The organism is Marinomonas vaga, from assembly GCF_055388305.1.
Genome location: NZ_AP043903.1, coordinates 1,494,403 through 1,520,500 on the forward strand (window position 1 = coordinate 1,494,403; position 26,098 = coordinate 1,520,500).

23 protein-coding genes are annotated in these 26,098 nt (G+C 48.0%); 10 read left to right on the forward strand and 13 right to left on the reverse strand.

What is annotated here, in order from left to right; translation table 11 throughout:
• Positions 1-3 precede the first annotated feature (3 nt).
• Both ACZ5DR_RS06930 and ACZ5DR_RS06935 read left to right on the forward strand, forming a co-directional pair.
• Positions 4-2,706, forward strand: coding sequence for a M16 family metallopeptidase (locus ACZ5DR_RS06930; protein WP_377366755.1), 2,703 nt, complete (start codon positions 4-6; stop codon positions 2,704-2,706).
• Between the two features lie 95 nt (positions 2,707-2,801).
• The gene (locus tag ACZ5DR_RS06935; protein WP_377366753.1) at positions 2,802-2,957 is read left to right on the forward strand and encodes a hypothetical protein; all 156 of its coding nucleotides are present in this window, start codon (positions 2,802-2,804) and stop codon (positions 2,955-2,957) included.
• A gap of 250 nt (positions 2,958-3,207) precedes the next feature.
• Here ACZ5DR_RS06935 and ACZ5DR_RS06940 read toward each other — a convergent pair whose 3' ends face one another.
• The 6 genes from ACZ5DR_RS06940 to ACZ5DR_RS06965 form a co-directional block, all read right to left on the reverse strand.
• On the reverse strand, positions 3,208-3,831 hold the full coding sequence (locus ACZ5DR_RS06940) for a ubiquinone biosynthesis accessory factor UbiJ (RefSeq protein WP_377366751.1): 624 nt from the start codon (positions 3,829-3,831) through the stop codon (positions 3,208-3,210).
• A gap of 18 nt (positions 3,832-3,849) precedes the next feature.
• Positions 3,850-4,227 (reverse strand): gamma-butyrobetaine hydroxylase family protein, encoded by a 378-nt coding sequence (locus ACZ5DR_RS06945; RefSeq protein ID WP_377366749.1) that lies wholly within the window; start codon positions 4,225-4,227, stop codon positions 3,850-3,852.
• Positions 4,228-4,250: 23 nt separating this feature from the next.
• Positions 4,251-5,573: an ATP-dependent protease ATPase subunit HslU gene (gene hslU, locus ACZ5DR_RS06950; protein ID WP_452600452.1), complete on the reverse strand. Its 1,323-nt coding sequence runs from the start codon at positions 5,571-5,573 to the stop codon at positions 4,251-4,253.
• A 34-nt stretch (positions 5,574-5,607) separates the two neighbouring features.
• A complete protein-coding gene (gene hslV, locus ACZ5DR_RS06955) occupies positions 5,608-6,159 on the reverse strand; it encodes an ATP-dependent protease subunit HslV (protein WP_377366747.1) in 552 nt (183 codons plus the stop codon).
• Positions 6,160-6,248: 89 nt separating this feature from the next.
• The gene (locus ACZ5DR_RS06960) at positions 6,249-6,878 is read right to left on the reverse strand and encodes an SPOR domain-containing protein (protein WP_377366745.1); all 630 of its coding nucleotides are present in this window, start codon (positions 6,876-6,878) and stop codon (positions 6,249-6,251) included.
• Between the two features lie 44 nt (positions 6,879-6,922).
• Complete coding sequence (locus ACZ5DR_RS06965) at positions 6,923-9,163, reverse strand: primosomal protein N' (RefSeq protein ID WP_377366743.1); 2,241 nt, start codon at positions 9,161-9,163, stop codon at positions 6,923-6,925.
• Positions 9,164-9,428: 265 nt separating this feature from the next.
• Between ACZ5DR_RS06965 and rpmE the strand changes: the two genes are divergently transcribed.
• The 3 genes from rpmE to ACZ5DR_RS06980 all read left to right on the forward strand — a co-directional run bounded on the left by rpmE (position 9,429) and on the right by ACZ5DR_RS06980 (position 11,834).
• Positions 9,429-9,644, forward strand: coding sequence for a 50S ribosomal protein L31 (gene rpmE, locus ACZ5DR_RS06970; RefSeq protein ID WP_377366741.1), 216 nt, complete (start codon positions 9,429-9,431; stop codon positions 9,642-9,644).
• 16 nt (positions 9,645-9,660) lie between these two features.
• The gene (locus ACZ5DR_RS06975) at positions 9,661-10,443 is read left to right on the forward strand and encodes a thermonuclease family protein (RefSeq protein ID WP_377366739.1); all 783 of its coding nucleotides are present in this window, start codon (positions 9,661-9,663) and stop codon (positions 10,441-10,443) included.
• Between the two features lie 122 nt (positions 10,444-10,565).
• Positions 10,566-11,834, forward strand: a complete 1,269-nt coding sequence (locus ACZ5DR_RS06980) for a malic enzyme-like NAD(P)-binding protein (protein ID WP_377366737.1) — start codon at positions 10,566-10,568, stop codon at positions 11,832-11,834.
• Positions 11,835-11,903: 69 nt separating this feature from the next.
• Here ACZ5DR_RS06980 and ACZ5DR_RS06985 read toward each other — a convergent pair whose 3' ends face one another.
• From ACZ5DR_RS06985 to ACZ5DR_RS06995, 3 genes are all read right to left on the reverse strand, one after another.
• Positions 11,904-12,137: a hypothetical protein gene (locus ACZ5DR_RS06985; protein WP_377366735.1), complete on the reverse strand. Its 234-nt coding sequence runs from the start codon at positions 12,135-12,137 to the stop codon at positions 11,904-11,906.
• A gap of 202 nt (positions 12,138-12,339) precedes the next feature.
• Positions 12,340-13,395, reverse strand: coding sequence for an OmpA family protein (locus ACZ5DR_RS06990; protein WP_377366734.1), 1,056 nt, complete (start codon positions 13,393-13,395; stop codon positions 12,340-12,342).
• A 431-nt stretch (positions 13,396-13,826) separates the two neighbouring features.
• Complete coding sequence (locus ACZ5DR_RS06995; RefSeq protein ID WP_377366732.1) at positions 13,827-14,903, reverse strand: hypothetical protein; 1,077 nt, start codon at positions 14,901-14,903, stop codon at positions 13,827-13,829.
• 269 nt (positions 14,904-15,172) lie between these two features.
• Between ACZ5DR_RS06995 and ACZ5DR_RS07000 the strand changes: the two genes are divergently transcribed.
• Positions 15,173-16,543: a DUF4856 domain-containing protein gene (locus ACZ5DR_RS07000; RefSeq protein WP_377366730.1), complete on the forward strand. Its 1,371-nt coding sequence runs from the start codon at positions 15,173-15,175 to the stop codon at positions 16,541-16,543.
• A 50-nt stretch (positions 16,544-16,593) separates the two neighbouring features.
• Positions 16,594-17,550, forward strand: coding sequence for a sterol desaturase family protein (locus ACZ5DR_RS07005; RefSeq protein WP_464543885.1), 957 nt, complete (start codon positions 16,594-16,596; stop codon positions 17,548-17,550).
• 46 nt (positions 17,551-17,596) lie between these two features.
• Here the strand turns inward: ACZ5DR_RS07005 and eat are convergent, their stop codons facing one another.
• The 3 genes from eat to ACZ5DR_RS07020 are packed head-to-tail and all read right to left on the reverse strand — an operon-like array spanning position 17,597 to position 21,272.
• Positions 17,597-18,991 (reverse strand): ethanolamine permease, encoded by a 1,395-nt coding sequence (eat, locus tag ACZ5DR_RS07010; protein WP_377366726.1) that lies wholly within the window; start codon positions 18,989-18,991, stop codon positions 17,597-17,599.
• A 30-nt stretch (positions 18,992-19,021) separates the two neighbouring features.
• A complete protein-coding gene (gene eutC / locus ACZ5DR_RS07015; RefSeq protein ID WP_377366724.1) occupies positions 19,022-19,861 on the reverse strand; it encodes an ethanolamine ammonia-lyase subunit EutC in 840 nt (279 codons plus the stop codon).
• Position 19,862: 1 nt separating this feature from the next.
• The gene (locus ACZ5DR_RS07020) at positions 19,863-21,272 is read right to left on the reverse strand and encodes an ethanolamine ammonia-lyase subunit EutB (protein ID WP_377366722.1); all 1,410 of its coding nucleotides are present in this window, start codon (positions 21,270-21,272) and stop codon (positions 19,863-19,865) included.
• 218 nt (positions 21,273-21,490) lie between these two features.
• On the opposite strand from ACZ5DR_RS07020, the gene ACZ5DR_RS07025 reads away from it, so the two are divergent.
• Both ACZ5DR_RS07025 and ACZ5DR_RS07030 read left to right on the forward strand, forming a co-directional pair.
• Positions 21,491-22,480 carry a helix-turn-helix domain-containing protein gene (locus ACZ5DR_RS07025; RefSeq protein ID WP_377366720.1) on the forward strand — a complete coding sequence of 330 codons (990 nt, stop codon included), beginning with the start codon at positions 21,491-21,493 and terminating at the stop codon, positions 22,478-22,480.
• Positions 22,481-22,607: 127 nt separating this feature from the next.
• Complete coding sequence (locus tag ACZ5DR_RS07030) at positions 22,608-23,174, forward strand: MSMEG_1061 family FMN-dependent PPOX-type flavoprotein (protein WP_377366719.1); 567 nt, start codon at positions 22,608-22,610, stop codon at positions 23,172-23,174.
• Positions 23,175-23,259: 85 nt separating this feature from the next.
• Here ACZ5DR_RS07030 and ACZ5DR_RS07035 read toward each other — a convergent pair whose 3' ends face one another.
• Positions 23,260-24,762: an alanine/glycine:cation symporter family protein gene (locus tag ACZ5DR_RS07035; protein ID WP_377366717.1), complete on the reverse strand. Its 1,503-nt coding sequence runs from the start codon at positions 24,760-24,762 to the stop codon at positions 23,260-23,262.
• Positions 24,763-25,203: 441 nt separating this feature from the next.
• On the opposite strand from ACZ5DR_RS07035, the gene ACZ5DR_RS07040 reads away from it, so the two are divergent.
• The gene (locus ACZ5DR_RS07040; RefSeq protein WP_377366715.1) at positions 25,204-25,992 is read left to right on the forward strand and encodes a DODA-type extradiol aromatic ring-opening family dioxygenase; all 789 of its coding nucleotides are present in this window, start codon (positions 25,204-25,206) and stop codon (positions 25,990-25,992) included.
• Positions 25,993-26,098 lie beyond the last annotated feature (106 nt).

Sequence of the window (26,098 nt, forward strand, 5' to 3'; positions counted from 1 at the left end):
TATATGACTTTTATCTTATTCGCTTTTATCTCTGTACAGGTGAAAGCTTCCCCTCAATTCGTTAAAAGCTTACATCATATCGATGAATATCGATTAGATAACGGCCTAACGATTATTTTGGCTCCGGATAATAGCCAGCAACTCATTCATTTTGATCTAGTGTACCTGTCTGGGAGCTTATATGACCCAGACGATGCTCCAGGTCTAGCGCATCTTCATGAACATATGATGTTCAAGGGAACGCAAAAGCGCACCACAGCGGAGCTGTCAGAAGGGATAGTTGAGCAGGGTATTTATTTTAATGCCAGCACCAGTTTTGATCGCGTACGCTATACAGCAGAGCTAAGTTCGGATTACAAAAAACTCGACTTTTTATTAAAACTTGAAGCGGAACGGATGTCTGTGCCGCACTTTTCTAAGCCAGAATTAATCTCTGAATTGGAAATAGTGCGTCAAGAAATGGCCCATGCCGACAACGATCCATTGACTGTTTTAGTCAGAGAAATGCTGGCGGCCGCCTGGGGAGATAAGCTCTATGGGCGTGATGTGATTGGGGAATACGAAGCACTGAAATCGGTGACAGTAGAGGATATGAATGCGTTTCATCGACTGCACTATCGACCTGATAACGCAGTGATGATACTGACTGGTGGCTTTGAAAAGCCTAGAGTACTTGAGTTGATTGATCGTCATTTCTCTGGGATAAAAAACCCTAAAGACATTGTTCCTAGTATCGACTATATACCAGCAAAAAATGTGGCTACCTCGTTCGAACTGAATCAAGGGGATTTTGACTCTTTGACTATCAACTTTGAGTTACCTCCTTTTGGGGATGAGCGTTTTGCCTCTTTAGCTTTGATTGAAGACCTGCTAGCAGGAGAACCCCATGGGCGCCTCTATCAAACTCTTGTGATGGAAGGTAGCGCCCTCGCTGCCTATGCTCACCCTATGACGTTTGCATGGGGTGGTCAGTTTATAATGGGTGCTGTCCTTTATTCTGAGCAGTCTCGACAAGCTGTAGAAGAAGACCTTTTGGCGCAGTTCTCTGAATTACTTACTTCCCCAGTATCACAGGAGGCGTTAGAGCGCGCAAAAACCAACTATCGCACTTCACTTAATGCTGTTTTAAGAGACTCTTCGAATCTCTCTGACATGCTCGCGGAAATGGTTCCGTTAGGTGATTGGAGCGAAGGATTTCTTATAGAAGAACGGATTCAACAACTGACCCCAGAGGAAGTGCAGCGTCATTATGCTTCTTTGTTTTCTGACAAAAAACCAATTGTAGGGAAGCTCTTGGCTAAACAAGGTAACACCTCTCCGGAACGTGTAATGGTCCCAGGCCAAACAGAAATGGAAGCCAATGAATTTGAGCCTGAGGTGGATGAAAATACACCCGTTGAACCATTTGATGTGGCGGTACTGGAGACAAAGGCGCAGGAATTAGAGCGCACGATACAGCGGGATCAATTACACAACGGCATGAAGGTAGCACTGCGTTCCATGCCAGATAGCAAAGATTTGGTTCAAGGTAGGATGAACCTGCGTTTTGGCACTCTAGAGAGTATGGAAGGCACTCAGGCGGTGCACGATATCACATCTATGTTGTTGCTCCGCGGGACGCAAGATCACACTTATCAGGAAGTGGTGGATAAATTAAATCGTTTAGAGAGCCGTCTCACGATGACCTCTCAAGGTTCTCGGCTAGCAGTGGATTTTGCAGGGCCAGCGCAAAACCTTGATGAACTGCTGGAATTGATAGCAGAGGTTTTAAAAGAACCGGTCTTTCCTGAGAGAGAGTTTGAGTTTATCAAACGTCAGCAAGTGCAGCTCTGGAAACGCCCCATTAATCATCCATCGGAACTCGCCGCAAATGCTCTATTGCAATATATCCAGCAAGATTATGCCACTTATGACCCCCGTCGTAATTTGGCCCCCAGTGACTATCTAGCTTTGCTTGAGCCCCTAACATTAGAAGAGGTTAAGAATTTCTATCAGTCTTTCTATGGCGCACAGTATGGGGAAGTGGCACTCACGGGTAACTTTGACCCTGAACACATAAAGGACATTCTTAATACCTTGTTCGGCAGTTGGATGAGTCAGTCGGAGTATCAGCCAATCGTCAGCTCGCATCAAGAACTGGAACCAGTACGTAAGGTGATCAAAGGCGGTGAAGCGGCCGGATACTATATCAGCCGGGTGAATTTCCCCATGTCTACCCAAGACTCAAATTACCCAGCGGTACAGATAATGGAGAACATATTAGGAAGCAACCCTTTGTCATCAAGACTTTTCAATAGAATTCGTGAGGAAAGGCAATTGTCTTACGGGGTTGGCAGTTATTTGTATATTCTCCGTCATGGGGACCAGGCGTATATCGATGTCTATGGTGACTTTCCCATCGGGCAAGGTACGCATTATGCAGACACGATCAAAGCTGAAATGGATCGTCTGGCACGATTAGGCGTATCCCAGAGAGAGTTGGATCTGGCCAAGAATAGCTTGCTCAGCCGTCGTCAAAAATCCATTGAAACAGAGCAGGGGGTGCTGAATTTAATGGCAAGACAATTGTATTACGGAACCACTACAGAGAATTGGACTCGCCACAATGAAAAATTGGCTAAGGTGACCCTAGGGGATGTGAAACAAGCCGCCCTAAAATACTTAAACTCGGATCAACTCGTGGAAGTCATAGTAGACCCTAGTTAACCAAGCCATTCGCAACAAGATCTTCATACACAAACAGCCCCGCTTTGACTGGTCTGTTTTTTAATGAAGATATAGGTTTTATCTTGGGGGTTACCTTGAAGATTGAAGTAAGTGTTTTTTTAAAAGCAGTTTTAAAAACTCTATTAAGAATTGTTATAGGAGGGGTTGTTGGAGGGGTGTTAGTAAGTTTCGTTATAGATTTTTTAGGCTTTTTAGGTTTTTATGAAATTTTTGATAGATGGGTGAGATAAATGAGAGAGCTTGATATAGCTGAATTAGGATGTGTTACCTCGTTAATCACGGTTCCTGTATGATGGCTGTAGGTGGTGAGATAAAGCCTCTAGTTCAAAAATAAAAACGCTATATCATAATTTTTGAGGTTAGATATGTTTTTAATAATAGAATATGGAAGAGAAGCTATTTTCCTGACTTAGTGGCTCTCAGTAAGTCGCAGACGCTTCTTCTAAACTAAGAGCACTTGCTTTGTCTAGCTTGAAGAAATCAGTGGCGCTTGCGTTCTACCTGTTTTAACTTGGCTTCAAAACGCTCGAGCTGCATGCCTAAACGCTCAGCCTCATCCACAAAATGGTCAAATTCAATTTTGCTTGGCAGTAGGTCGCTGTTGGACTGTAGGTAGTTGACGAGATGTATGCGGGCGTTGGTGCTGATCTCTTTGGTAACAGACCATTGCTTGCGCAGTAGGCGTGCCAAGCTGGCCGCAGGTAAGTCGCCAATATGATCCGCAAGGATGCCTTCCCAATCTAATTCAAAGTTTTGCATTACCTTGTGAAGTGTCATCAGAGCTTGGGCATTACCTCGGATGCGCAGGTCGCCATCAAAGAAGCCATCCCCTTCCAGTAGCTTGCGGTAAGCACTGCTTGGACCTTTTACATGGGTGTCCAGTTTGGCGTCGAGCTCTTCTTCGTCCATATGATCCGGGCGATCAAGCATAATCCCTTCGTCCAAGACATGGATTTTCAGGATCAAGTTAAAGTCATCCACTTCCAGAAAAATACGTTGCCCAGCCAGCTTGGTGAGTTGGCGTTGGGACGGTTCATCTTGTTTAAGGGCATAGTTGACCGCGGTTTCGATGGCACCTAGGGCCGCTAAACTTATGGATGACATAGTGTGTCCTGTTGCTGGTTAGACTTGATGTATTTGAATCACAGAAGTGTCGCGGCTTTGGCCTTCTCGTGCAAGCCGATCAAGGTACATTTGCCATAACTCATCGTGGTTTTTACCAAGGTTATAAAGGTAATCCCAGCTGTAGAGGCCAGTGTCGTGACCGTCATCGAAGGTGATTTTAAGGGCGTAATTGCCTGCGCCTTCGATGTTTAGAATGGTGACATGGCGCTTGCCGTGTTGCAGAATCGGCATTTGTGCTCCGTGTCCACGAACTTCAGCGGAAGGGGAGTGAACACGCAGATACTCGGCACTAAGGCGGTACGCGGAACCATCGGCAAAAGCCAACTCCAGTTCACGGGATTGCTTGTGGTAGTGAATTTTAGTTGGCGTTGCCATGGTGCGTCTCTGCTAACGTTAGGTTAAAGGATGTATTGGCTTAGGTCTTCGTTTTCAGCCACTTCGCCTAGTTGCTCATCCACGTAGGCTGCAGTGATGTCCACTTGCTGACCGTCTGGCATGTCACTAGCGGAGTAGGACACTTCCTCTAGTAAGCGCTCAAGCACTGTGTGTAAGCGGCGAGCACCGATGTTTTCTGTGCGCTCGTTTACTTGGCAGGCAATCTCCGCAATACGGGTGATACCTTCATCTGTGAAGTTTAGGTTAATGTTCTCTGTCTTCGCCAACGCCACGTATTGCTTGGTCAAGGACGCGCTAGGCTCTGTTAGGATCTGTTTGAAGTCTTCAACCGTTAGGGCGTTCAACTCCACACGAATCGGTAAACGACCTTGCAACTCAGGGATTAGGTCCGAAGGTTTAGACAGGTGGAATGCACCAGATGCGATAAACAAGATGTGATCGGTGCGGATCATGCCGTACTTGGTGTTGACGGTGCAGCCTTCGATCAGAGGTAATAGATCTCGTTGTACCCCTTCGCGAGACACTTCGCCACTGGAGCGATCACCACTTTTAGCAACCTTATCGATCTCGTCTAGGAAGACAATACCGTGTTGCTCAACTGCTTCTACGGCTCGGGCTTTGAGTTCGTCTTCGTTTACTAGTTTGGCTGCTTCTTCGTCGCGTACTTGGCGCAGGGCTTCTTTGACGGTCAGCTTGCGCTTTTTCTTACGGTCGCCGCCCATGTTAGAAAACAGGCTCTGCAGTTGGCTGGTCATTTCTTCCATGCCCGGTGGGGTCATGATCTCTACGCCAGCCGGGGAGTCGGACACTTCGATGTCGATTTCTTTGTCGTCTAGCTGGCCTTCTCGCAACTTCTTACGGAAGCTTTGGCGAGTGCTATTGCTCGCTGAATCTTCTTCAAAGCCACGAGCAGGGGGCAGCAGTGCATCTAGGATGCGGTCTTCTGCGGCGTCTTCTGCCTTGTGCTTCATGCGCTCGGTTTCTTGCTCGCGGAACATCTTGATAGAGATTTCTACAAGGTCGCGAATGATCGAATCCACGTCACGACCCACATAGCCCACTTCGGTGAACTTAGTGGCTTCGATCTTGATGAATGGTGCGTTAGAAAGTTTCGCTAGGCGGCGTGCGATTTCAGTTTTACCGACACCAGTGGGGCCGATCATGAGGATGTTCTTTGGTGTCACTTCCGCACGCATGTCGTCTGGCAGCTGCATACGACGCCAGCGGTTACGCAGGGCGATGGCCACTGCGCGTTTGGCGCTTTGTTGGCCGACAATGTGTTGGTCTAAGGCGTTGACGGTTTCTCTGGGAGTCATGTTGCTCATAATGCCATCTCTTAAATCTTGTCCGGTTAACAGGCTAGGCGGTTTTGTCTTCAAGCTGAGGATCAATGGTAATGGTTTCGATCGTCAGGTTGTGGTTGGTGAAGACACAAATATCAGCCGCAATGTTTAAACTCTTTTCAACAATGTCTTTTGCACTCAGGTCGGTGTTGTCGATCAGGGCGCGTGCTGCCGCTTCGGCGTAGTTGCCACCGGAGCCAATGGCCAGTGCACCGTGCTGTGGTTCAACCACATCGCCAGTCCCTGTGATGATGAGAGTGCTGTCTTTGTTGGCAACAATCAGCATGGCTTCCAGTTTGCGTAGGGCTTTATCGGAGCGCCAGTCTTTTGCTAAATCTACGGCTGCTCGGACCAGGTGACCTTGGTGTTTTTCAAGCTGACCTTCAAAACGTTCAAACAGGGTAAAAGCGTCGGCTGTGCCGCCAGCAAAGCCTGCCACCACTTCGCCACGGTAAAGTCGACGTACCTTGCGAGCATTGCCTTTCATGACAGTGTTGCCCAGTGAAACTTGTCCATCGCCGCCAACGACGACTTGGTTATCTTTGCGTACGGTTAGAATCGTAGTCATGGTTTACTCCAAATTCGATTACTAACCAAAATGGGGGTTCGATAAGGGATTTCAAGCGCTTGCCATGGGGATTGGAAGCGCTTGGCAGGTTATTGCTCTTTTTTTACTTTGTAGGTGTAGGACTCGATGCCCATATCCACCAGTTTGTCTTGGGCGCGGTTTTCTGCGGAGCGGGTTTCAAAAGGACCCACTACCACACGGTACCAAGGCTGACCATTGCTGCCAGTGGTTTCTCGAATGGAAGCTTCCAGACCAGAAAGTATCAGCTGGGCACGCAGTCGATCTGCGTCTTCATTGGAGCGGAAAGAGGCCGCTTGCACCATATAGTAAAAGTCTTGCTCCCCACGGGGCGTGTAGTGGTAGGCATCCACATGGCTGGTGTCTACTTCACTGTCTTGTAGCAGTTGGTAAAACTCAAAGGTATCCCTGCGGTTTTCTGCTGGCGCTTTGGTTGTTTCTTTTGTGGGCGCTGGTTTGGGTGCTGTGGGTTTGGGTTCAACCGGTTTTGGTTTAGGGGCCACTACCGGAGCGGAGGTGGCTTTTGGCGTTGGCTGAACCGATGAGATTTTCACCAACACGAAGACAAATGCTGCAACCAGAGCAGGCACAACTAACCACATCCACCAAGGTACACGGCGTTTTGGTGGGGGTGGAGCTTTACGAGTAGCGCCTTTACGAGGGCGGCTGCCTTTGGCGGCCATTAACATTAAATTTAACATCTTAAAATCATTGTGTGTTGGGTGCGCCCATTATGCGCAGAGAGTTAAAAAGTTTCCAGCGGATCCACGTCGATAGCAAAGCGAATCCTCTGATTTTTCGTGTTTTGTTCAAGCCATTGGGCGGCCATAGCGATACATTGATGTAATTGGGCGCGCTGGGAGCCTTTTATACACAGTAAAGCTCTGTGTTGACCTGCCTTGCGCACAATGATGGCGGCATAGGGGCCAATCATTTGCATGTCGCCTGATACCCCTACGGATAATTCATTACGTAATTGCATCAATAAGCCCATGGCTTGCTGTTCTTGGGCCGATTCTGCGCGAATAATGACCTGGTGACAAAACGGTGGCATTGAAAGCTGCTGACGTTCCCGTAATCCGTCCATAGCAAAGGCTTCATAACCCTGATTACATAGGCACTCGATGGCAGGGTGTTCGGGGTGATAGGTTTGAAGCAGCACATGGCCGCGTTTAGCCGCACGACCGGCACGACCAGACACTTGGGTGATCAATTGGGCGGTGCGTTCCATGCCACGAAAATCCGATGAAAAGAGTCCCACATCCGCGTCCATTATGACCACTAGGGTGACGTTGGGGAAGTGATGCCCTTTGGCTAACATTTGGGTGCCGACCAAGATGGCCTGATCGTGTTCGTGGATTTTTTGGGTGATCTGGGTCAGGGCTGATTTGCGTTGGGTACTGTCTCTGTCAATGCGCAAAATGGGCGTATTCTTAAAGAACTGATTCAATACACCTTCGACCTGTTCAGTGCCTTCCCCCACGGTAAACAGCTCCTCGCTGTGGCATTCAGGACAGGTATGGATCAGGGCTTTCTGGCTGTCACAATGGTGACAGTGGAGCTTGTTGGCGCGTTTATGGACGGTTAAGTTGGCGTCACAGTTGTCGCAATCCGCAATCCAGCCACATTGATGGCACATGAGTGTGGGGGCATAACCACGACGATTGAGAAACACCAGTACTTGCTCTTTGCGTTCAAGGGTCTGCTTCATGCGCTCCAGTGTTAATTCGCTGAACCCCTGTTGTAAGGATTGACCGCGCAGGTCGATACGTTCCATGACTGGGAGTTCGGCCTCACCGGCTCGTTGGCGCAGCTTTAGCCATGAAAAGCGCTTTTGTAGAGCATTTGCCAAGCTTTCGTAAGAAGGGGTCGCCGAGGCAAGTAATACAGGAATATTTAAGCCTTGGGCGCGTTTGATAGCCAAGTCTCGAGCATGGTAACGGAAGCCTTCGTGTTGCTTGTAGGAGGCGTCGTGCTCTTCATCAATGATGATTAACCCCAAATCTAATGTTGGGATGAAAACCGCTGAGCGAGTGCCGATGATGATCTTGGCATCGCCTTTTTCAACCATTAACCAAGCATCTAGGCGTTCCCTATCCGTCATGTTGGAGTGCATCAGCACTATATCCGTGTTGAAGCGGCTTTCAAAGCGGCGCAATGTTTGTGGTGTCAGGCCAATCTCGGGGACCATCACCAACACTTGCTTATCGTCTTTGAGCATGGCTTCTATGACACGTAAAAACACCTCGGTCTTACCACTGCCAGTAATACCATCCAGAAGGGCAACGCCGAACTCATCGCGCATAGCCAGTAGGGCTTTTGTGGCGGCAGCTTGCTCATTGTTGAGCGTCGGAGGTACTTGCTTTTGGTGAGCATGGGTCTCACGAGCTTGTTTAAAGGCCCGTTGTTCACTTCGAGCCAAGCCCTTTTTTTCTAAGGCTTTTGCTACCGAAGCATTCAATTCCAATATGGAAATTAAATGGGGGCTTAGACCGTGACTAGCATGTTGTTGTAAGGCTTCTAAAAACGCTTTTTGTTGTGTGGCACGTTTCAAAGACTCTAGCTCGGTGGCCAGACCTTCTGCTGTGGCAAACCACCAAGTTTCGCTTCGAAAGTCAGCGCTTTCACCTTTACGCAAGCTAGTGGGTAATGCGTGAAAAAAAACTTCCCCAATAGGGTGGTGATAATACCGTGCCGCCCATGCGCACAGGTCAAATAAAGCTTTATCGATAATAGGACTGTCGTCTAGCAAAGCTGTTAGGGATTTGATCTGTTGATCTGGGAAATCGCTCTGGTCGGAGGTCTCAATCACTAGCCCGACTGTCTGTCGGTTGCCGGAACCAAACGGCACTTTCACCCGCATTCCCGGGTAGATTTCATGGCGGTAGGCCAAGGCTTTGGGGATTTTATAGTCAAACGTTGCTCGTAGCGGCACATTGAGTGCCACTTTTACGTACGGCTGTTTGGTCAGTAACGTATCTTGCATTGAAAGACTAATACCTTGATTTTTCAGCGAAAAAATTAATGTCCACAGTATATAACGTAAGTGTACGTTACTCACTCAAGAAAATGTGAACTTTTCGTGGCCTCCCAGTCAGTGAAAATATCGTAAAAGGGGTTGCCGAATGGTGCTTTGCCCCCTAAAATACGCGGCTCTTGGTACCACTGTACAATTGATGTACAACGAATCGTGCGGTGCTTGGCAAAAGCGTTGACCAAGTGGCGGCACACCAACCTTAAGGTAAAAAACGATGCAAAAAGATATCCACCCAAACTACTCTAAAGTGACTGCAACTTGTACTTGCGGTAACACTCTTTCTCTTAATTCGACTCTAGGCAACGACCTACACATCGACGTATGTAGCCAGTGCCACCCGTTCTACACAGGTCAGCAAAAAATGCTTGATACTGGTGGTCGTGTTGATCGCTTTAAGAAGCGTTTCGGAGCTCGTCGTTCTACTAAGTAATTGGTGGATTGAACGCATGAGTATTTTAAAAAAGCGTCAAGCCCTCAGCTTGGCGCTTTTTTTATGCCTGCCAGCCTTGGGACAAGCCATGTGCTTGGCACAAGGCGATATCTTCCCAGGCACGGTGAGTCGTGTTGTAGATGGTGATACGGTACACCTAAAAGACGGACGCAAGATTCGTTTGATTGGCGTGAACACACCAGAGCTAGATCATCAGCATGGTAAGCATGAAGCCTTTGCTGTCGCAGCCAAAGAGCGTTTGATGGCATTGATTCCTGATAACGTCGTGTATTGGCAAGCTGCGCAGGAAGATGAAGACCATTATGGTCGCAAGTTGTATTATTTATTTACGAAAGATCGAGCCTCGATATCAAGTCAGTTACTATCGGACGGACTGGGGTATCGGATCGCGATACCCCCTAACCTGAAATATCAGGACTGCTTTGATCAAGCAGAGCAAGAAGCGCGCGTCGCGCAGCGAGGGGTATGGCAACATCCACCGTCATGGCAGCCACAAGCTGGCTTTACGGTAGCACGACCTATCATTACCTCTGTCACTCACAATCGAGGAGGCTGGTGGCTAGAAACCGAATGGGATCTGGTGATCAATTTGCCCCCTTCAGCAGAACATCTTTGGACCGAAAAAGAGGTATTTTTTCTCCAAGGAGAAGCTGTGGAAGTGCGTGGTTGGCAGTATCAACGTAAGAATCGTAAGAGCGATCGCTTCAAATCGAACGTTTTAACGGTGAAACATCCGTTAGACTTACGTAGAATTGACCCGTCGCAACGACGACACTGATAACTACTATTATAAAGGCCCTTATCAACCAAAGAGCGTTTACCGATCTGATTGTTGAACTAGGTGCCATATGCTGCATAAGCAACGAACAACACTAAATACTAAATAGACGGAATATAAAAATGGCAGAAGATTTAATGAAAGCCGCCCTTGAGTACCATGAGAAACCGGTACCAGGCAAATTAAACATCACGATCAGCAAGCCAACAGCGACTTCTCGCGATTTGTCATTGGCCTACAGCCCAGGCGTTGCTGAGCCATGCCGTGAGATTGCAAAAGATCCTGAAACCGCTTACCGCTACACAGGTAAAGGTAACCTAGTGGCAGTTATTTCTGACGGTTCTGCAGTACTTGGCCTAGGCAACATTGGTCCATTGGCATCTAAGCCAGTAATGGAAGGTAAAGGCGTACTGTTCAAGCGTTTCGCTGGCGTAAACTCTGTAGACGTTGAAGTAGAAGCAGAAAGCCCAGAAGCCTTCATTGACACTGTGGCACGCATCGCCAACACATACGGCGGCATCAACTTGGAAGATATTAAAGCGCCTGAGTGTTTTGAAATCGAACGTCAGTTGATCGAGCGTTGTTCTATTCCAGTATTCCACGATGACCAGCACGGTACAGCGATCGTAACGGCGGCAGGTCTTCTGAACGCTCTAGAGCTTCAAGGCAAAGCCATTGAAGAAGCGAAAATCGTTTGTTTAGGTGCCGGTGCCGCTGCGACAGCGTGTATGAACCTAATCATTGCCTGTGGCGCGAAACGCGAAAACATCTTTGTTCTTGACCGTAAGGGTGTGATTCACTCTGGTCGTGATGACCTAAACGAATACAAAGCAACATTTGCTATCGACACAGACGCTCGTAACCTTGACGACGCAATCGATGGCGCAGACGTATTCATCGGTGTATCTGGTCCAGATCTATTGACGGTTGATCAGCTAAACAAGATGGCGGCTAACCCTGTTGTCTTCGCTTGTTCAAACCCTGATCCTGAGATCAACCCAGAAGCGGCACTGGCTGCCCGCTCTGACTTGATCATGGCTACTGGTCGTTCTGACTACCCGAACCAAGTAAACAACGTACTGGGCTTCCCATTCATCTTCCGTGGCGCGTTAGATGTTCGAGCAACTAAGATCAACGAAGAGATGAAAGTGGCTGCGGTTCACGCGTTGAAAGATCTAGCGAAAGAGCCTGCTCCGCAGGACGTTATCAACGCATACGGCGGCGCTGCACTAGAGTTTGGCAAAGAGTACATTCTACCTAAGCCAATGGATGCACGTTTGCTTACAGAAGTCTCAGCAGCGGTAGCAAAAGCGGCTGTGGATTCTGGTGTGGCGTCTCTTCCATACCCAGACTTCTACCCACTTCAAGACCTAAGTCGTTTCGAAGCCTAATCAGCTCTTAATAAACAGGTATAAAAAAGGCGATGTGTTAAGCACATCGCCTTTTTTTATTTGTAGCAATTAGCAGCTGCCTTTTTTGCGGTGGCCTGGTGGGCAGAAGCCACCATTACCTGAAGAGCTGTGTGCATGATGGTCATTGTCTTTATCACCACGGCTGGCTTCAACGTCCACACCGGCGATCTCCCCAGCGACTTTATGAACTGAACATCCTGATAATAGTAATACGGAAACCATCATCGCACTCATGAGTGGCGTGCGTACCGTAAACAATCTAGGGGTGATAATTGATTTCATAGATCTCTCCTTTGTTGTAGAGCTAATCTAATGAAAAATATGACCTCAGGCTTCTGGTTTTACGCATTGTAGGCAGACTTTGCAAAAGCTAAACCTGAGCTAACGCTTTCATCACATACTAGGAACGTTACTGGTGAGCTACGAACAAAAAAAGCCAGAGCAGGAGCTCTGGCTTAAAGGAACCAACTGAGTGTGTATTGGTTTATCGAGCTGTCAACATTTCAAAGTCGTCTCGAGTGCCGAACACTACTGTCGTTACACGACGGTTTAGGGCACGGTTTTCTTGAGTTGTGTTAGCTACTAATGGGTTTTGCTCACCGTAACCGATTGTCTCAATGCGATCAGAGCTGATGCCAAAGTCTTCTACTAGAACGTCTGCAACAGACTTGGCGCGTTTTTCTGACAACTCAAGATTGTATTCAGGCTTACCTGTGCCATCTGAGTAACCTTGAATTTGAGCGATTTGATCAGGGTGAGCGTTCAAGTGAGCAGCGATCTCTTGGATCTCTGGGTAGCTTGATTGGCTAACGGCTGCTGAATCAAAAGCGAACTCAACATTGTATGGCAAGACCGTACGAGTTGGTTGTACTGGCTCTGGCTCAGGCTCAGGTTCGATTTGAGTTATGACTGGCTCAGGAGTGGGCTCTACCACTTCTTGAACTGGTTCTTCTTCAACTTGAGTGATCTCTGTGTCATTGGTGGCTACGACTTGTGTTGCGCTCTTGTCACTTCCACCAAAGGTCATTTGTAAGCCAAGTGTCGCCACTTGATCGGTGTAATCATCTTCTAGGTCTTCCAAAACACGGTAATCTGCACGAAGTGCTAGGTTGTTTGTCATGGCGTATTTAATACCACCACCCGCATTAAACTGGGTGTTGCCATCGCCATCTACGTTGTCACTGTAGTTTGTAGCGCCCAAACCTGCTGCCACATAAGGTGTGAAGTTAGATTCGTTGACGAAATGGTATAGACCGTCTAAGCGGTATTGATCAGCATCTACGTCTTGACCATTACTCAGCTCACTGTCTGCATTCAGGTAGTTAAACTCGATGGCCCATGGACTGTCGAATTGGTAACCCAATCCAATGCCGTAGGTGCTGTCATCGTTGATATTTCGATCACCATCAGTGTTGGTGTAGCCAATATTAGGCGTTACTGTGAAACCTGCTTGTGGCTGTGCTGCATGAGCAGCTGTAGCAACAGCTGTAGCGGCTAAGATGCTGCTGAACACGGCGTTTTTATTGAATAGCTTAGACATGTTTTCTCTCCTTAGTTGGAACGTGTCATTCAAGTTGAGATCAGCTTACCGCACTTTTTTTCAGCGTGTGTTGACACAAAAAATGTAGGAATTGTGGGGCTTGAGAGGTGTTTGGCGTTTGTTGACATGGCCTTTACAGAGGAGTGGTTTCTTACACAAAGCTCCTAGGGAAAAGGGCTGTTTAGGTAGGTAAAGCAGGGGTGGTGATTACACCACTTTTGCACAAGAAATTTTTACAGAGACAATTGTGAGCTAACTTTGCAGAGAAATACCCATCCTAGGCAGCGTCGCTGCGTCTTTTCCTTAAGATTGGCTATGCGTCTTTACAATTGTGTCATGAGATAAGAAGGTGGATTGACGGTCCAAACCTGTTGGGATGGAGAAAATTGAGAAAAAAGGCATCGAAGTAACCGATGCCTTGCCTAAATAATCTAGTAATGTATCTCTGGCTCCGCTTCTGGTAGATGTGCCACGGCTTTGAGGACGGTTAAAAAGGCTTCTACCGACTCGATAGACGCTGACTCATGCATGGTGTGATACCCAGTGGTCGGAATTTGAATCGTGGTGCCATCCACTAAGCCATTGGAGGCGGCGATGATGCGACCAAGCTCCGTACTGCCCAGAGAATGGGGTGTTTGCCCTTTGGCAATCAGCTTCTCATTTTGTGCTTCTACATAGTGATCTTTATAAAGGAATGATAAGCCACGTTCTAGGCATAAATTTTGTAGAAGCGCCGTGCTGTCAGCATTGAAACTGGCGTTGGCGTCCTTTTCACGCAGTACCAGTAATTGTTCGTTGGCCGCTTCTTCGTCAGGGAAGGGGCTGGTATCCACCACAAATAGACGGTTTGTGGTGCCACCAAAGCGGCGGAACCATTCCAACAGGTAGCGCCAGCTTTTACCGGACTCTTCTTGAGCGGTGAAAAATGCGGTGCCTTTAAAACCTAGGCTAAATAGGTGTACCAGGGCTGCGGCGGTGATGACGTTATCCAACTGTCCTTCAAGACGGCCATTGCGTGTCGTGAGACTGTCCTCAAAAGCCACTGGAGTTCCAGCATCGACCGCTTCTAGTCCACTCACTTCAAAAATAAGGTTGTTACGGAATTCACAAATATAGCCGTTTTCGATTACCCCTTTACAACGATACACCCCAGACCAAGGCTCATAAGCATAGACACGCTCTTGGTTGAAGCGCTCGGTGACCTTATTCATAAGCTGTTCGGACACTGAGTTATTGAGTAAGTCGGTGCGGTTTGCGGAGACAAACGCCGCATACTGAAATTCATTGGGGCCGGTACAGACTAAACCATGGCGATCAATGTGAGCAGAAAACATGGCGCTGAAAGGGTTCGTCCCTTGGGCAACGAGTACGCCTTCGTACCATGTTACCTTTGCTCCGCGCTCTTCTAACTCACGTTGTAATACGCGAAAGAAAGAGTGTTCCGCACCCACTACGGATGGCGCGCGAATGAGGCGTTTAAGTAGATCTGTAAATTCTGGATTTAGCATGTTGCAAGTTCCCGCTCAGAGGGCGTCAAAGAGAGTTTGATATTAGTTTTTTTTAGCGTTAAGGAAAGCTTTTTATGGGCTAGTCGGCCTATAAAATGAATGTTTTTTCACGATGTATGTGTGATTCAAAAGGTTATAAGGAGTTAGGTAATAACCTAATACTAAAATCAATATTGATAATGGTTATTAAGATTGATAACTTTCATATTAGCAAAACCTAATGTAGTTGATTTGGTCAACCGTTTTTAAAACCTACTAAGGACAATAATATGAAAAAAACGATTGTGAGTATGTTAGTAGCCTGTTCTGCCAGTGCGATGGCAGCGCAACCTTATGAATTTGGTATCACTCTTAAGGGGTATGACGGCTCCGAGACGAGTTCGGTCTCTTATGGGGGGCAGATTGCACGTCATGCGCTACATAATAGTCTTAAAAAGGCTGTCTCCAGTGGCGATACTGAGCAAATGCAGCATTACCTAAAAGGTGGCGTAAGTGACTTGGCAATTCTCGACCCAGCGTCTAAAGAAGGTTTTGCCATCAAACAATCCACAATCGATGAGTTGTCCTCTGGTAAAGATTTACTCTCTAGTGCTTATGATGGCGTAATCACGGGTTGGCCGGGCAATCCAACGGGTCAAGAGCTGTTGGAGCAGCTTGTGGCTGCTGCGAGTCAAAGCAAAAACGGATATGACCCTGTTAATGGCTACGACTACACACAATTGGTGTCTAAGTTTGCCATGGGGGCTGTGTTTTACAACAAAGCTGTGAACCATTATCTAGAAGAGAAGCTAGAAGCAGACCAACACCCTAACAATGCGCCTTACAAAGATGGCACTGCCTACACAGGTAAAGAACATGTTTGGGACGAAGCGTTTGGTTACTTTGGAGCCCCTGCTAATGGTCTATCTTTGACAGCGAAAGAAGTGGTGCAAATCACTAAGCGAGATCCAAGTGTGTTTGCTAAAGCGGATGCAAATGGTGATGGCGTTGTGGATTTGAAATCTGAGATGGCATACGCCCATGCTTACTATGCTGCAGGGACCGATGCGAGTGCTGGCACAAATTACTTCCATACCATTATGCAAGCCTTTGTGGATGGTCGTCAGTTAATCAGTGATGCCAAAGGCGAAGCCCTGACGGATGCGCAACGTGCAGAATTAAAAGCCTATGCCGCGACAATTGCTACCGCTTGGCAGCAGGTGATTGCTGAAGCAGCCTTCAAATATGCTGGTAGCGTCTATGAGGACCTAGAGAAAATTGCCATCATTGAAGAAGCCCATGGGGACGTCACTAAAGCCTACCGTAACTATGTGAAGCATTGGGGTGAGTTAAAAGGCTTCGCCTTAGCGCTAGAAGCAGCAGGCCGTGACCTAGGTAAAACACAATCGGACTTAGACCGTTTGATTGGCTTTAGCCCAGTGGTATTCGGTGGTGCTCAAGTGGTTGCATTGGATGGTAAAGGCGGCTTTATTCAAAGCAATGTCGGCACCATGCAAGAATACAAACTGAACATGCTTAAGGTTCAAAACTTACTGGCACAAAGCTTTGCTTTGGAAGGTAAGCAGAAAGATAAAACTGGCGGCATGAGTAACGTGCTTAAACAGTTGAACTCTGCGTCTCACAGCGCTGAAAACGACTAAATCACTCCATGCTAGACACTTATTGGGTATGGTTAACGGGGGAGCTTGCTATGGCAGGCTCGTCCCTATTGGATATGCAAAAACGTGTGTCCTGGCTATATCTGGTGTCAGCATTGATGGTTGCCTGTGGGTTGTTCACTTGGCGCTATGGCCGCAATGGCTTGCGCCGGCTTGGACCGCTTTTATCACCGAGGATTTGGCTGCACCCTTCATCACGAACGGATTTTGGTTTGTGGTTGATCAATCGCTTAGTGCTTGCACTGGTGATTCCAAAAGCCCTGACTCACATGGCGTGGGTCAGCTGGCTGTATTTTTTCTGGCAATCCATAGGTTTGGGGGACTTAGCGTTGGGTTGGCCTACCCCAGTGGTGATTGGGCTCTTTTCTTTGAGCTATTTTCTATTGGATGACTTCTCTCGTTTCTTTACTCATTGGTTATTACACAAGGTACCTACCTTGTGGCTATTTCACCAAGTGCATCATAGCGCCACTGTGCTGACTCCGTTTACGGTATTTCGAACGCACCCAGTAGAAGGAGGGATCTTTTTTTTACGCTCTCTTGGAACACAAAGTGTGGTTGTCAGCTTGTTTGTGGTGCTGTTTCCAAATCAAGTGAGTCTGTGGCAGATCTTTGGGGTGTTGGGGACGACCTTCATTTTTAACCTGCTCGGAGCGAATCTACGGCACTCACAAGTGGTTTTGAGTTTTGGAGCAGTCGTTGAGCGTTGGTTTATTTCCCCTGCACAGCATCAGATTCATCACTCTAAGGCGCGGATTCATTATGATCGTAACTTTGGTGTGACCTTAGCCATCTGGGACCGTTTGTTTGGCAGTTGGGTGCCAGGAGACGATGACCAAGCGTTGCAGTACGGGACGGGGCAAATCATTGATCAAAAGAGTGTGTGGGGGCAATGGTGGTATCCCATTGAGACTTTGTTGAAACGTGCCCGTCGTAGCATCTTGAGCCATTTACCGCCTCGAAAACCTAAAAATGCCCCACGCATTTAGGGTGCGTAGGGCATTTATAAGTTCCGTTAGTTCACAGGACTTGAGCTTATAACTCTGCTTCTGCTGCGGCTAACATGTTGAACTCTTCTTCCGGTGTTTTGGCAACCAAGCGGCTACGGCTGTACAAGAAGAAGTAAGCAGCGCCAATCACGAACAGTGCCAGTGTGTACATGAAAGCACGTGGGTCGTAGGCATAAACACCCGTGAGCGCCACCAATGACAGTACCAATGCAATACTAGACGTCACTACACCACCAGGGGTTTTGTAAGGACGTTCCATATCTGGCTGCTTCACGCGCAATAGGATGTGGCTCAAGGCCATCAATGCGTAAGATACGGTAGCACCTACTACGGCCATACCAAGCATAAGGTCGCCTTCACCTGTTAGAGACGCTAGGAAACCAAAGACACCAGGTACGATCAGCGCGCGGGCAGGTACTTTACGTTCGTTCGTAACAGACAGGCCTTTTGGCAAGTAACCTGCGCGGGACAAGGCAAAGACCAAACGGCTGTAGCCATAGATGATGGAGAAGAAAGACGCCACCAAACCCGCTAGGGCAAGTACGTTGACTGTGGTTGCAAGCACTGGCTTACCGGCCACGTTCAAGGCATCAACTAGCGGCACAGCACTGCTACCAATGGCTTCAGCACCGGTCACACCTGCCAGCAAGAAGACCACAAGCACGGCTGTAAACAGTAGGAAGATCATGGCGCCGATAATGCCTTTTGGCACATCTTTCGCTGGGTTTTTCGCTTCTTCTGCCGCCAGAGGGACACCTTCAACCGCTAGGAACAACCACATGGCGAATGGCAAAGCCGCCCATACACCGTACCAACCAAATGGCATGAATTCGGATGCGCCCGCAGCATCAGTTGGCGCAATGTCGAATAGACGCGAAGCATCGAAATCACCAATCAAAGCAACCGCGGTACCTAGAATAGCAACCACTGCTAGGCCTGAAATCACCATCATGACTTTGAGGGCTTCACCGACACCTGCTAAGTGGATACCGATAAACACCAGATAGAATAGGGCGTAAACCACTGGGCCATTGAACCCAAGCAGTTCTTCCACGGCTGAGCCAATGAAGATTACTATGGCTGCTGGTGCGAGAGCATATTCAATTAATACCGCCAAGCCCGTCATGTAACCACCCACAGGTCCCATTGCTTGTCGAGCAAAGCTGTAACCGCCCCCCGCTGCTGGGATAGACGCTGACATTTCGGCGAGGGACAGTACTAACGTAAGGTACATAAGGCCCATGAGTACGGCAGCGATTGCAAAACCGCCCCAGCCCGCTTCACCGATACCGAAGTTCCAGCCAGCGAAGTCGCCTGAGATAACATATGAGACACCGAGCCCAGCTAACAAAAGCCAGCCTGCGGTACCGCGTTTTAATTGGCGTTTCGCCAAATATTCCTGATCGAGTTGATCTGCCATTGGAGTTCCCCTTGAGTTGATATTTTTTAGTTAGTTATGTGATATCAAAAAGTTTTCGTTATGGTTGTCGTGCTCTAGCACGGAGTCGTCTGTGCGGTCTTTTAACTGCACCCCTGACAATTTTTTAGTCCTCGCTTCGCTCAGTAAGTAGAAAGCTTTGCGGCTAGCGTCTTGGTGGTTCAGACCCGCAAATCGAATGTTAGAAATACAATTACGGTAGGCGTCGGTGAGGCCTTTTTTCGGCCCCCAAGTAAGGTATAACCCCATACTGTCTGGGGAGCTCAGGCCCGGACGTTCCCCAACCAACACAATGACGCAACGGGCGTTGAGTAACTCACCTACGTGGTCGCCAATGGCGACACGACCTTGCTCCACCACACACAATGGAGCGATAGACCAAGGTTCTGGCGCGTCAGTTAGCGCCGGAATCAACTTGGATAAAAAGGGTAAAGTATTCTCTTCAATGGCCAGTGCAGATAAACCATCGACGATGACAATGGCCAAGTCATAGGCTGGGCCATTGTGATCTTTTAGGGTTTGCTGGGAGGCTTCATTTAATACACGACCATAGTCAGGACGCTGCAAATACATGTCTCTATGCTCGGCTTGGCTATGCAAACGTAGTGGTTGTCCCGCTGGACACCAATCTTGTGCGGTCAGCGTCTCGAGTAACCCCTCGACATTGAGTGGAGAGTGCACTGCATCGATTGCTTGGGCATGGGCCAATTGAAACGCTAGTAAGTGGCGCGTTGGTACGCTGACCCCCGCACGTCCTAACCCGATGCGGGCATCAGTAAAGGAGCGTAATCGATCCCAAGCGTTATCAATAACGGGTTCATCGGTTGGATGGGTTGGAAAAATACGCTTCATATCAGTTGTCCCCCAGCAATCGGTTTAGGGAATGCTCAAAAGCACGGGGGATTTTATGATTCAGCGTAAACTGGTCATCGCTTAGGATCTGGGCTTGTTTCAGCCAACGGTCAAATTCTGGTGAAGGGGCCAGTCCTAAAGCTTGTCGTACGTACATGGCATCATGGAACGAGGTGGTTTGGTAGTTGAGCATGATGTCGTCGGAGCCCGGTATGCCCATGATGAAGGTGCATCCCGCCACAGCCAGCAAGGTCATCAGGTTATCCATGTCGTTTTGATCGGCTTGGGCGTGGTTGGTGTAACACACGTCACAGCCCATGGGCAGTCCCAATAATTTTGCGCAGAAATGGTCTTCAAGGCCTGCACGGGTAATCTCTTTACCATTGAATAAATACTCAGGGCCGATAAAGCCGACCACTGTGTTAACGAGCAGTGGGTCAAATTTACGAGCCACTGCATAGGCTCTTGCTTCACAGGTTTGTTGGTCGACATTGTGGTGAGCATTGGCAGATAAGGAGCTGCCTTGGCCGGTTTCGAAATACATCACGTTGTTGCCAACGGTGCCACGGTTAAGGGACAAGGCCGCCGCTTGGGCTTCCGCTAGCGTCGCTAAGTTGAAGCCAAAACTGTCGTTGGTCGCTTGGGTGCCTCCAATGGATTGAAACACGAGATCCACGGGGGCGCCTTGTTCGATGCATTCGATTGTGTTGGTCACGTGGGTCAAAACGCAAGATTGGGTCGGAATCTCATAGTGCTGAATGACTTCGTCCATCATCTTCATCAAGCGGCAGGCTTGGGCAACGTTATCTGTCGCTGGATTGATGCCGATAACTGCGTCGCCATTGGCATACATGAGACCGTCTAAAATACTGGCGGCAATACCAGTTAAATCATCAGTTGGATGGTTTGGTTGCAAGCGAGTAGAAAGGTGGCCCGGTAGGCCTATGGTGTTACGAAACGCTGTTTTAACATGGCACTTTTTCGCCACAAGGATCAGGTCTTGATTTCGCATGATTTTGCTAACCGCTGCCGCCATTTCCGGTGTAACACCTGGACGGATACTTTGCAGTACGCTCGGGGTGGCTAAATCACTGAGCAACCAATCGCGAAAGCCACCTACCGTCAGGTGAGAAATGGGAGCAAAGGCAATTTTGTCATGATCGTCTATGATCATACGAGTGATTTCATCATCCTCGTAGGGGATCAGTAGGTCTTCGAGGAATTGTTTTAACGGGACATCCGCCAGTGTCATCTGGGCAACGGCACGCTCTTCCGCCGTGTCTGCGGCGACCCCAGCAAGGCGGTCACCAGAGCGAGCAGGCGTGGCTTTAGCCATCAGGTCAGCAAGGTTTTTAAAACCAAATGTACGTTCGCCCATAGTGTGGTGAAACTGGTATTGCGTTTTTGTCATAGGAGCGGTTCCGACGGTTGTTTCAGGCCTTTTTGGTGACATTGTGGGTCACGGCACAAGATTTGCTGGGGTTTATTCCCATTAACCGTTACATTGTTATAAATGTTCGATACACAGTGTTATCGAAATTTGGCAATAATAATTAATGCATATAAATCAATCGCTTAGTGTGAGGTGTGCGATTTGATTTGCGCGAATTTGATATTCGGAGTCTTTAAATGTCCGTTCAACAAACTGCTAATGCACCAATTCAGGGCGTTTCCCTCACGTACAAAGAAGCGTCTGATGCGGATTTGCATGCGGCAAATTTGACCAATTGGCGTCAAGAATACGATCAGACCAGTCGTGGCGAGTTCCGTGGCAGTATCATTGAGCTGCCGTTTGAGGACCTGCAGGTTTTCAAAGAAAGTACCAGCCAGGCATTGCAACAAAAATGCATTGTTTGGCCGGAATCTGTCTGGCTTGGGATTCCCCTTGATAAGCAAGAACCCTGTCGCATTAATGGCTTGTCCGTACGAACGAATAACATCATGTGTCGCCCGGGGGATTGTGAGTTTCAGCTTACTACTCCGGAATCCTACGACCTATTTGGCATGGTGGTGCAACAGGAAACCTTGTTGCGCATGGCGAACATTCATGGGATGACCTTAAATTGGTCCGAGCTAACGGAGCACGGGCGCTTGGCATTGCCTGAGCAAACCCTGAAGGACGTGCGTTTTCTGTTAGAGCGCCTATTGGGCAACCCCAGTGGCCATGTCACCACTAATCGCATGTCCCATGATTTGGTTATGATGGCCTTACTAGAAGTATTGCAAGCGGAAACGCCTGAGCCTGCGCAAACTCAAAGTTATCATCACCGCAAAGCGGTGGTGGATAGAGCCCGTAGTTTTATTCTAGAGAATCCCGATACCCCCATGACGGTGACGGATTTGTGTGAAGTGGCGAACGTCAGTCGTCGCACTCTGCAATATGCCTTTGAAAGTATTATTGGCATTAGCCCCATCCAATATCTACGAACATCTCGTCTTAATGGTGTCAGAAGGGCTTTGATCAGTGCCTCGCAAAGCGCCAGTATCTCTGATATTGCCGCCCAATGGGGATTCTGGCATATGAGTCAATTTGCAAAAGACTATCGCCAGCTATTTGGTGAGCGTCCATCTGAAACCTTGGAGTTGAACGGCGCCTTTGCTGCCAACCTTGCTCGTTAATGGGCTGTGAAACTTCTCAGTCTCTTAGTTGTGTATTCGCCTCTTGCCCAATAGAATAGCCTTCAGTTATCTATTAATAATGCGTCTCAAATACAAATATGAGCTGCTATCACTAAGAGCCCTTTCTATGAGTCAAATCACCACGCTGGACCAGCTTCAGCAGTTCTATAAAACACCTCACCCCATTGTGTTGAAAAAAGACATCCCTGCCTTGGAGCAACACACGACGAAGTTTATTGAGCACTGCCGCTTCGCCTTGGTGACGAGTCGGGGTGAATCGGGGCATTTGGATGTGTCTCCACGGGGTGGTCAGGCGGGCTTCATCAAAATTTTGGATGATAAGCACATAGTGTTTGGTGATTTGCCGGGTAATAACCGTATCGATACCTTGCGAAATATTCTGTTTACTCCCGAAATCGGTATGTTGTTTATTGTGCCGGGGATCAATGAGATTGTGCGCCTGCGTGGCACCGCGAGTCTCCATGATGATGACGCCTTATTGGATCTATGCATGGAGGGCAATAAGCGCCCTAAAATCGTCGTAAAAGTGGCCATTGATGCGCTGTTTTTCCATTGCCCTAAGGCCATGTTGGTGGCGGATTTATGGTCGGCAGAGACCTTTACTGACCGTGATTTTCTGCCGAACCTGGGGCAAATCATTAAAGATCAGTTAGGTTTAGACACCTTAGAATAAGGTTAAAACGATAATGAAAAAAGCCGCTTGGGTTTCCCCAAGCGGCTTTTTTATATGTCTGACCCATTAAGGTCTGGGTTAGATCTTATTGACCGTTACGCTTTTTCTCTAGGCGTTTTTCCCAGAAATCAGCACCCTTGATACCCAATGCTTTTGGATCAAAGGTGTATTCTTCGACGCCAGCGGCTTTTTGATCTTCGTAATCTTTCAGGGCTTTCATCGTTGGACGAGCCATGAAGAAGATGGCGATGATGCCAACGATATTCAACCAAGCCATCAAGCCTACGCCTACGTCACCTAGGTTCCAGATGTAACCTGCGGTATTTACTGTACCGTAAGCCACCATGAACATGATTAATAGTTTAACCAACGTCAGAGAAACTTTAACGTTTAGCGCGCGACGAAGGTAAGCCACGTTGGTTTCAGCGATGTAGTAGTACGCCAAGATCGTGGTGAAGGCAAAGAAGAACAGTGCAATACCAACGAAGGCAGAACCAAAGCCACCAAAGATGCTCTGCAGTGCCATTTGAGTGAAGGCTGGAGAGGCAATAATGACGTCAGGTGCAATGTTTTGCACGATGAATTGACCGTCAGGCAGAGTGCCTTGAACATTGTACTGCTGCGTGATCAGGATCATCAGCGCTGTGGCAGTACATACAAAAAGCGTGTCTACGTAAACAGAGAAGGCTTGAACGAGACCTTGCTGGGCAGGGTGTTCTACTTCAGCAGCGGCAGCGGCGTGAGGGCCTGTACCTTGGCCTGCTTCGTTAGAGTAAACACCACGTTTCACACCCCAACCAATGGCCGCACCGAATCCAGCTTGTGCAGAGAAGGCGTCAGAAATAATCAAACCGAAAATGCCAGGAACTTGGTCGATGTTAAGGAACACAACGATCAAGGCCATGATGATGTAGCCCATCGCCATGAATGGCACTATGATTTGGGTGAAGTTAGCGATGCGCTTAATACCACCAAAAATGATGAACGCAAGGACGACTAGGATGACGGCTAGTGCCACTAACTTAGTCGTACCCACTGAGCCAAAAGTAGTGTTGATGATGTCGCCTTGGCCAAATACCTGCGCTACAGCATTACCCACAGAGTTAGCTTGGATACCAGGAAGGAAAATACCACAGGCTAGGATAGACGCTAGGGCAAACAATACCCCTAGCCACTTCATACGTAGGCCTTTTTCAAAATAGTAAGCAGGGCCACCGCGGTACTGGCCACCGTCGCTCTCTTTGTAGATTTGACCTAGAGTGGATTCAGCGTAAGCCGTGCTCGCACCTAGAAACGCTACAACCCACATCCAGAATACGGCACCTGGACCACCAAAACCGATGGCCGCTGCAACACCTGCGATGTTACCTGTACCAACACGGCCAGAAAGGGACACGGCCAGTGCTTGGAAAGAGGAAATGCCTTTTTCAGAAGGCGTGGAATTAAATAACAAAGACCACATTTCTTTAAAATGACGCACTTGAGCGAAGCGCGTTAGGATGGAGTAGAACAGGCCTGCTCCAAGGCATAGATAGATGAGCGCAGGGCTCCAGATGATTCCGTTTAAGAAATCAATGAATGATTGCATAGTTAGGGTTCTCCGTTGTGAGGCTCTTTGAGCTTTTGTAATTGTTGTCGTGCTTTACACGTTGCGGGCGAGCGTGTGCAGGGAAGGTCTCATTCATTATAGGAAATGAAATGTGCAAGAAATCCGACACACTGGTCATAACTTGTGTAAATTTAAGTATCCGAATTTAACACGATGCACCATAAAGGAACATTTTGTTAGCTGATTAATATTGGCGCTATCTGGTGCTACATTTGATTCATATAGCACTATTCGAAATGTTTTAAAAAAGTCACTGGCTGCGAGCTAACTAGGGGGTTCGGTTGAGTTAGTTTTATTGTTTCATTTGAGTGAATAATGAATTCTATTTGTGTGTATTTATTGCGATTTAGAAAGGTCTTACTATTTGCTCATCGGGTCACAGACCTAACCAGATTTCCCCGTATCGGGAAGGAGTAAAGTATGTCTTCTATCGCATTTGTATCCCATGGTGGTGGCCCTATGCCTATCTTAGGTGACCCAGGCCACAAAGAATTGGTGCAAACAATGCAGGCTTTGACCAATGATCTGCCTAAGCAGCCTTCTGTGATTGTGATGGTTAGCGCCCATTGGGAAACTTCTGGCTTTGAGTTAACTGCCGCCGCAAATCCTGATTTAATTTATGACTATTATGGCTTCCCTGAGGCGTCCTATCATTTGCAATACCCTGCTCCTGGGGCACCTGAGTTGGCGCGCGCCATAGCAGATAAAATGGAGGATTTGGGAACCCATATTCGTCTTAATGAGTCCCGTGGTTTTGATCATGGCATGTTCATTCCGCTGATGCTGATGTACCCGGATGCCAACATCCCTGTGTTGCAGTTGTCTTTAGACAGTTCTCTGAGTCCAGAGAAGCATTGGCAACTAGGGGAGCACCTTTCCCAAGTGTTGCCAGAAGACGCATTGTTGATAGGTTCGGGTTTTAGTTTCCACAACATGCGTGCTTTCTTTAATCCACAAGCCCCAGAAAAAAAGGTCTCTGCTGACGCCTTTCAGGTGTGGCTTGATGAGACTGTGACGGGTGTGGATATAAATATTAGCGAAGCGAAGCTGCGTTGGAGTCAATGGTCTTTGGCGGAAGGTGGTCGTTACTGTCACCCCCGAGAAGAGCACTTGGTGCCATTGATTGTCTGTCACGGGGCAGCGCAAGGGCCAGGTAAGTCGATTGCTTTCACTGCATTGAATGTTAAGGCTCGTCACTTTATTTGGTGATTACTTTTTTAAGTCTCCTTTCAGAATTGCCCCCGTGGTGCGACTACGGGGGCTTTTTTATTTGAACTATTTACCTGACACGAGTCGTATTACTAAGTGACTCATA

Excerpts from the sequence above, each read along its gene's own strand:
- ACZ5DR_RS06990 (WP_377366734.1), bottom strand. The coding sequence starts at position 13,395 with ATGTCTAAGCTATTCAATAAAAACGCCGTGTTCAGCAGCATCTTAGCC.
- ACZ5DR_RS07035 (WP_377366717.1), bottom strand. The coding sequence starts at position 24,762 with ATGCAATCATTCATTGATTTCTTAAACGGAATCATCTGGAGCCCTGCG.
- ACZ5DR_RS06985 (WP_377366735.1), bottom strand. The coding sequence starts at position 12,137 with ATGAAATCAATTATCACCCCTAGATTGTTTACGGTACGCACGCCACTC.
- ACZ5DR_RS06980 (WP_377366737.1), top strand. The coding sequence starts at position 10,566 with ATGGCAGAAGATTTAATGAAAGCCGCCCTTGAGTACCATGAGAAACCG.
- ACZ5DR_RS06995 (WP_377366732.1), bottom strand. The coding sequence starts at position 14,903 with ATGCTAAATCCAGAATTTACAGATCTACTTAAACGCCTCATTCGCGCG.
- ACZ5DR_RS07020 (WP_377366722.1), bottom strand. The coding sequence starts at position 21,272 with ATGACAAAAACGCAATACCAGTTTCACCACACTATGGGCGAACGTACA.
- ACZ5DR_RS06975 (WP_377366739.1), top strand. The coding sequence starts at position 9,661 with ATGAGTATTTTAAAAAAGCGTCAAGCCCTCAGCTTGGCGCTTTTTTTA.
- ACZ5DR_RS07040 (WP_377366715.1), top strand. The coding sequence starts at position 25,204 with ATGTCTTCTATCGCATTTGTATCCCATGGTGGTGGCCCTATGCCTATC.
- ACZ5DR_RS07005 (WP_464543885.1), top strand. The coding sequence starts at position 16,594 with ATGGCAGGCTCGTCCCTATTGGATATGCAAAAACGTGTGTCCTGGCTA.
- ACZ5DR_RS07025 (WP_377366720.1), top strand. The coding sequence starts at position 21,491 with ATGTCCGTTCAACAAACTGCTAATGCACCAATTCAGGGCGTTTCCCTC.
- hslV (WP_377366747.1), bottom strand. The coding sequence starts at position 6,159 with ATGACTACGATTCTAACCGTACGCAAAGATAACCAAGTCGTCGTTGGC.
- ACZ5DR_RS06960 (WP_377366745.1), bottom strand. The coding sequence starts at position 6,878 with ATGTTAAATTTAATGTTAATGGCCGCCAAAGGCAGCCGCCCTCGTAAA.
- hslU (WP_452600452.1), bottom strand. The coding sequence starts at position 5,573 with ATGAGCAACATGACTCCCAGAGAAACCGTCAACGCCTTAGACCAACAC.
- ACZ5DR_RS06930 (WP_377366755.1), top strand. The coding sequence starts at position 4 with ATGACTTTTATCTTATTCGCTTTTATCTCTGTACAGGTGAAAGCTTCC.
- eat (WP_377366726.1), bottom strand. The coding sequence starts at position 18,991 with ATGGCAGATCAACTCGATCAGGAATATTTGGCGAAACGCCAATTAAAA.
- eutC (WP_377366724.1), bottom strand. The coding sequence starts at position 19,861 with ATGAAGCGTATTTTTCCAACCCATCCAACCGATGAACCCGTTATTGAT.
- ACZ5DR_RS06940 (WP_377366751.1), bottom strand. The coding sequence starts at position 3,831 with ATGTCATCCATAAGTTTAGCGGCCCTAGGTGCCATCGAAACCGCGGTC.
- rpmE (WP_377366741.1), top strand. The coding sequence starts at position 9,429 with ATGCAAAAAGATATCCACCCAAACTACTCTAAAGTGACTGCAACTTGT.
- ACZ5DR_RS06965 (WP_377366743.1), bottom strand. The coding sequence starts at position 9,163 with ATGCAAGATACGTTACTGACCAAACAGCCGTACGTAAAAGTGGCACTC.
- ACZ5DR_RS07030 (WP_377366719.1), top strand. The coding sequence starts at position 22,608 with ATGAGTCAAATCACCACGCTGGACCAGCTTCAGCAGTTCTATAAAACA.
- ACZ5DR_RS07000 (WP_377366730.1), top strand. The coding sequence starts at position 15,173 with ATGAAAAAAACGATTGTGAGTATGTTAGTAGCCTGTTCTGCCAGTGCG.
- ACZ5DR_RS06945 (WP_377366749.1), bottom strand. The coding sequence starts at position 4,227 with ATGGCAACGCCAACTAAAATTCACTACCACAAGCAATCCCGTGAACTG.